Here is a 6,696-nt window from a genome sequence, read left to right on the forward strand (position 1 = left end):
GGCCATTGGCCCATGCGACCTATGGCCATTGGCTTACAAGCATTTCAGCCACCCAGGACAGGACGGCGCATGTCCGGGTTTCGGGGGCCATACACCCAGGCATGGCAGTGCTTGAATCGGGCGATCTCCCCCTCAGATGGATCTGACCCGCTCATGCCTGCCGCCCAAACCTTTGCCCTGACCGTTGCCCAGCGCGACATCTGGCTGGACCAGATCAGCCATGGCCCTTCGCCGCTGTACAACATTGGCGCCTATGTGCAGCTTGATGGCGCGCTGGACGTGGTCCGCCTGCGTGCCGCGCTGGCGCACCTGGTGGCCTTGCATGACGGATTGCGCACGGTGCTGGTGGCGACCGACGGCATGCCGCGCCAGTACTTCGCCGAGGGGCTGGACGTGGCGCTGACCGAGCACGACGTCAGCGGCGAGCGCGATCCCGTCGCCGCCGCCCAGGCCCTGTTGCGCGCACGCATGCAGGCGCCTTTCGTACTGGAAGGCGGCGCCTTGTGGGGCACGCAGTTGATCAAGCTGGGCGAGCAGCGCTACTTCTTCGCCTTGCAGGCCCATCACCTGATCCTCGATGGCTGGGGCGTCGACCTGTGGTTCAAGCAGATCGCCGACCACTACGGCCTGCTCGGGCAGGGCCTGCCGTTGCCGGCCACGGCGCCGTCGTACCGTGAGTTCATCGAAGACGACGCGCAGTATCAGGCGTCGGCCCGCCACGGCCGCGACCGCGACTACTGGTTGAGCCAATACCAGCGCTTGCCCGATGCGCTGCTGGTCAAACGCGAGCGCGGCGCGGCGCCGGACGGCACTCTCAGCGCAGTGCTCGAACAACCCTTCGATGCGTGCCTGCTGGCACGGATGCGCCGGTTGGGCAACGACCTGCAAGCCTCGGCGTTCCATGTGCTGCTCGCCGCCATGCACGTGTGCTGCGCGCGCACCTGGCAACGTGACGAATGGGTGCTCGGCGTGCCGGTGCGCAACCGCGGCAATGCCCGCTGCAAGTCGACGCTGGGGCTGTTCACCCAGGTCAGCGCCTTGCGCATGGCCTCGGGCCGCGAGCGCTCGTTCGCCGAGGTGGTGCAAGGCATCCGCGATGCGCTCAAGCAGGATTTCCGCCACCAGCGCTTCGCCCTCAGCGAACTGAACCGCACCCTCGGCACGCTGCGTGAGGAGCGGCCGCAGTTGTTCGAGCTGATGGTGTCGTTCGAAGAGGACGACAACGACCTGCGCTTCGGCGCCGCCAGCGGCCACACCGTGATGGTCTGCAACGGCCACGAGCCGACGCCGCTGAGCGTGCACCTGCGCAGCAACAGCCATTGCGACAAAGCCCACCTGCACCTGGTGTACAGCCGTGCCTGGTTCGGCGCCGAGGAGGTCGAGGCGCTCGCCGCGCGGCTGCTGCATGTGCTCGAACAAGGATTGCGCCAGCCCGACCTGAGCGTCGCTGCCTTCGACCTGCCGACGGCCAGCGAGCATGCGCAGTTGCAACGGTGGAACGACGCCGCCGTGGCGCCGCAGTCGGCGCCTGCGCTGATCCATCGGCGCATCGAGGCCCAGGCCCAGGCCAGGCCCGACGCGCCCGCCGCGCAGCACGAAGGCCAGACCCTGAGCTATGGCGAGTTGAACCGGCGCGCCAACCATCTGGCGCGGCGTCTGCTCGACCTGGGTGCTGGGCCCGACGAGCGCGTGGCGGTGGTCGCCCAGCGCGGCCTGGACACCCTGGTCGGTCTGTTGGCCGTGCTCAAAGCCGGGGCCGCCTATGTGCCGATCGACCCCAGCCACCCGCAGGAGCGGCTGGCCTACCTGCTGCAGGACAGCGCCCCGCGGGTACTGCTGACCCTCGCCCGATTGAGCGATCGACTGCCCGCGCACGACCTGCCGCACATCGAACTCGACCGCTGCACCTGGCAGGGCGCGAGCGACGAGGCGCCCGTCGTGGCAGGGCTCACCCCGCAGCACCTGGTCTATGTCATCTACACCTCGGGCTCCACCGGCCTGCCCAAAGGCGTGATGGTCGAACACCGCATGTTGGCCAACCTGGTCGATTGGCACTGCGCCAGTTTCGAGGTGGGGCCTGGCCGGCACCAATCGAGCCTGGCGGGCTTCGGCTTCGATGCCATGGCCTGGGAAGTCTGGCCGGCCTTGTGCAGCGGCGCGACCCTGCACCTGGCGCCGGCCCGCGAGGGTGCCGAAGACATCGACGCCCTGCTGCGCTGGTGGCGGGCGCAGCCGTTGGACGTGAGCTTCCTGCCGACCCCGGTGGCCGAACGGGCCTTCGCCCAGGGCGAGCCGCACCCGACCCTGCGCACCCTGCTGATCGGCGGCGACCGCCTGCGCCGTCTGGCTCGCGAGCGCAGCTATCGGATCGTCAACAACTACGGGCCGACCGAGGCCAGCGTGGTGGCGACCTCGGGTGAAGTACACGCCGGTGGGGCGCTGCATATCGGCAAGGCGGTGGCCAACACGCGTCTATATGTGCTGGACGAGCAGCGCCAACTGTTGCCGATCGGTGCGGTCGGCGAGCTGTACATCGGCGGCCAGGGCGTGGCCCGTGGCTACTTGAACCGGCCGGAACTGACCGCCGAACGCTTTCTCGACGACCCTTACAGCGCCGAGTCCGGCGCCAGGCTGTACCGCACCGGCGACTTGGTGCGCTGGTCGGCCGACGGCACCCTGGAATACCTGGGGCGCAACGACGACCAGGTGAAGGTGCGCGGCGTGCGCGTCGAACTGGCCGAAATCGAAGCGGCCTTGGTCGCCCATCCGGCACTGCGCGAAGCCGTGGTGCTGCTGCGCGATGGCCAACTGCAAGCGTGGTTCGTCGCCCAGGCACCGGTGGCGCCGCGGGCGCTGCACGACCACCTGCGCGAGCGGTTGCCCGCCGCCTTGCTGCCGGTGGCCTACGTCGGCCTGGAGCACTGGCCGCTGACCGCCAATGGCAAACTCGACCGCCGTGCCTTGCCGGCCGCCGACGAAGCGGCCAAGGTGCGCCGCGAGCACGCGCCTCCCGAGGGTGAAATCGAGCAACGCCTGGCGCTGCTGTGGGCCGAGCTGCTCCAGGTCGAGCGGGTAGGGCGGCACGACCACTTCTTCGAACTGGGCGGCCATTCGCTGATGGCGGTGCAGTTGATCGAGCGCATGCGCCAGCAAGGCCTGCAGGCCAACGTGCAGGTGTTGTTCGGCCAGCCGACCCTGGCCAGCCTCGCGGCCGCCGTAGTGCAGGGCGAGGTCGCGGCGATACCCGGCAACGGCGTACCACCGGGCAGCCAGCGGATCACCCCGGCGATGCTCAGGCTCACGACCCTCGACCCGGCCGCCATCGAAGGCATCGTCGCGGGCGTGCCGGGCGGCGCCGGCAACGTGCAGGAGATCTACCCGCTGGCGCCGTTGCAGCAAGGCCTGCTGTACCACCATGTCACCGACGCCCAAGACCCCTACCAACAGCATGCGCTGTTCGCCTTCGACAGCCGCGAGCGTCAGGAGGCCTTCGCCGAGGCGTTGCAGCAGGTGATCGACCGGCACGACATCCTGCGCACCAGCCTGGCCTGGGAAGGCCTGGCGCAGCCGCAGCAAGTGGTGTGGCGCCAGGCGCGGCTGGCCATCGAAGCATGGGAGCCCGAAAGCCCCGGCACGGACGTCGCGGCACAATTGCGCGCGGCCTACGACCCGCAACGCCGCCCCCTGGACCTGCGCCAGGCGCCCTTGCTGGCCTGGGTGAGCGCCGAGGACCCGGCGCAGGGCCGCTGGCTGAGCGTGCTGCGCTTCCACCACCTGGTCAACGATGCCGTCTCCCTGCAAGTGCTACTGGGCGAGCTCGACGCGCTCATGCACGGGCGCGGCGGGCACTTGCCAAGGCCGGTGGCCTACCGTGATTACGTGGCGCGCAGTGGCGCCAGCGAACGCCTGGCCCGGCACGAGGCCTTCTTCAGTGAAGGATTGGCCAGCATCGAACCGCCCGCGCCTCTGCCAGGGCTGGGCGGTGCGGCGGTGGACGAGCACGCGCTGCACAGCCATGCGACGGCCTTGGACGGCAGGGTGACCGGCCTGCTGCGCACGCGGGCGCGGGAGCAGGGCGTCAGCCTGGCCAGCGTGCTGCACCTGGCCTGGGCCCAGATGCTCGGCAGCCTGTCGGGGCGTGACGAAGTGGTGATCGGTACGGTGCTGTTGGGCCGGGCCGTGGCCGGTGCCGGCGCCGACCGCGCATTGGGCATGTTCATCAACAGCCTGCCGCTGCGCGTCGGCCTGGCCGGGCGCTCGCTGGGGCAGGCGCTGGTGCAGACCCAGGCCGGCCTGGCCGCCTTGCTCGGCCACGAGGATGCCCCCTTGCTGCTGGCCCAGCGTTGCAGCGGCTTACCCGCCGCCACGCCGCTGTTCAACGGTTTGATCAACTACCGTCAGGGCGCCTTGCCCCAGGGCGAGGTGCTGCCCGGTGTGCAGCTGCTGGGTGCCAGCGAAGTACTGAGCCACAGCCTGGTGCTGACCGTCGATGACGTGGGCGATGCCTTGCAACTGGTCTTGCGCGCCCCGCAAGCGATCGGCGCGCCCCGTCTGCTGGACGCGCTGCTGACCACGTTGCGCCAGTTCGCCGAGCCGCAAGCAGTCGATCGCCCGCTGGAAGCCTTGTGCAGCGTGCCAGCCGCCGAATTGCAGCGCCTGCTGCACACCTTCAACCAGACCGGAGACGCCCAGAGCCCGCTGGGCAGTACGCTGCCCGCGCTGTTCGAAGCCCAGGTGCGGCGCACGCCTCTGGCCATCGCCTTACAGAGCGAAGACGTGAGCCTCGACTACCGCACGCTCAACGCCCAGGCCAACCGTCTGGCCCATCGCCTGATCGCCTTGGGTGTGAAGCCCGATGCGCGGGTGGCCATTTGCGTGGAGCGCGGCGTGCCGATGCTGGTAGCGCTGCTCGGCGTGCTCAAGGCCGGCGGCGCCTACGTGCCACTCGACCCGAGCTACCCGGCGGCGCGCCTGCGCTTCATGCTCGACGACAGCGCGCCGACCGTGGTGCTGGTGCAGGGCGCGACCCTTGGCCTGTTCGACCCGCAGTCGACACCGCTCCTGGACCTGGACCACGACGCCTGGCCGGCCTGTAGCGCCGAAAACCCGCAGGTGCCTGGCCTCGGGCCGGCGCAGCTGGCCTACGTGATGTACACCTCCGGCTCGACCGGCGCGCCCAAGGGCGTGATGGTCGAGCATCGCGGGCTGTGCAACCTCATGCACTGGGGCTCGTTGATCTGCCCGCCGAAACCGGGCGATGCCCTGTTGCAGCGCGCGCCCTTCGGCTTCGACGGCTCGGTGTGGGAGCTGTTCTGGCCGCTGTGCGCCGGCTTGCGCCTGGTGCTGGCGAGCCCCGACGGCCACCGCGACCCGGCGTATTTGGTCGAATTGATCCAGGCGCAGCGCATCACCACGGTGAAGTTCGTGCCGGCCCTGCTGCATCAGTTCCTCGAACAGCCGGGGGTGGAGCGCTGCACCAGCCTGACCGATGTCTTCTGCGGCGGCGGCGAGCTGACCCTGGCGCTGCTGCGCCAGGTGCGCGAGCGTTTGCCGACGGTGCGTGTGCACAACGTCTACGGTCCCACCGAAGCGACGGTCGATAGCACCGCGTGGACGTTGCACGCGCATGAGCCGCTCCCTGCGCAGGCCCCGCCCATCGGTTGGCCCATCGCCAACACCCGCCTGTACGTGCTCGACGCGCATGACCGTCCGCTGCCGTTGGGCGCGGTGGGGCAGTTGCACATCGGTGGCGTAGGCGTCGCCCGCGGCTACCTTGGCTTGCCGACGCTACAGGCCGAGCGCTTCATCGCCAGCCCGTTCGTCGCGGGCGATCGGCTGTACCGCACAGGCGATCTGGTGCGCTACCGCGAGGACGGTGCCCTGGACTTCGTCGGTCGCAACGACTTTCAGGTCAAGCTGCGCGGTCTGCGCGTCGAACTGGGCGAGATCGAAGCGGCCTTGATGGCGCACCCGGACATCGGGCAAAGCGTGGTGCTCATGCGTGAAGAGCGCCTGGTGGCCTATTTCACCTGTGCCCAGGCCGGGCCGTTGCCGGCATTGGAAGCGCTGCGCAGCCACCTGCTGGCGCGCATGCCCGAGTACCTAGTGCCGCAGGCCTTTGTCGCCTTGGCACAACTGCCCCTGAGCGCCAACGGCAAGGTCGATCGCCAGGCGCTGCCGGCGCCTGGCGCGGACGCTGTGATCAGCCGCGAATACCAGGCGCCGCAAGGCGAGCTGGAGACGGCGCTGGCGGCCATCTGGACCGAGGTGCTGAAGATCGAACAGGTCGGCCGCGAAGACAATTTCTTCGAGCTGGGCGGCCACTCGCTGCTGGCGGTGGGGTTGGTGGCGCGCATGCGCCAGGCCGGCCTGCACGTCGACGCGCGCACGCTGTTCAGCCAGCCGACCCTGGCGGGGCTGGCGGCCAGCACGCGCCGCGAGCAGGTCGCGGTGGCGATACCGCAGACCACCATTCCCAGCCTGGGCAAGCGCCGGCGCCTCTAACCCCCGCAGGGGCCGGTCGGCGCGGCGCGCCACCGACAGCCGTACGTGTGCGGGCCCTTGGGCCCGCTCGTTCAGCCGGCTGCCGGCATGCCGCTGTGCGCGGTTGTCCCTGCTTCCCCTGTCAGACCGTGCGGTCACGCTCCTTTAGCCTGTCCGCGACTCCTATTTCCAGGCAAAGCAGGATGCTTACCG

General features: G+C 69.7%; 1 protein-coding gene. It reads left to right on the forward strand.

Annotation, left to right across the window (positions count from 1 at the left end; all coding sequences use genetic code 11):
- The first annotated feature begins 153 nt into the window (after nt 1-153).
- A complete protein-coding gene (locus tag B4M43_RS14125) occupies nt 154-6,504 on the forward strand; it encodes a non-ribosomal peptide synthetase (RefSeq protein ID WP_296268055.1) in 6,351 nt (2,116 codons plus the stop codon).
- Nucleotides 6,505-6,696 lie beyond the last annotated feature (192 nt).

Origin of the sequence: Pseudomonas sp. UBA6562 (assembly GCF_002434265.1) — a bacterium.
GTDB lineage: Bacteria > Pseudomonadota > Gammaproteobacteria > Pseudomonadales > Pseudomonadaceae > Aquipseudomonas.

Excerpts from the sequence above, each read along its gene's own strand:
- B4M43_RS14125 (WP_296268055.1), top strand. The coding sequence starts at position 154 with ATGCCTGCCGCCCAAACCTTTGCCCTGACCGTTGCCCAGCGCGACATC.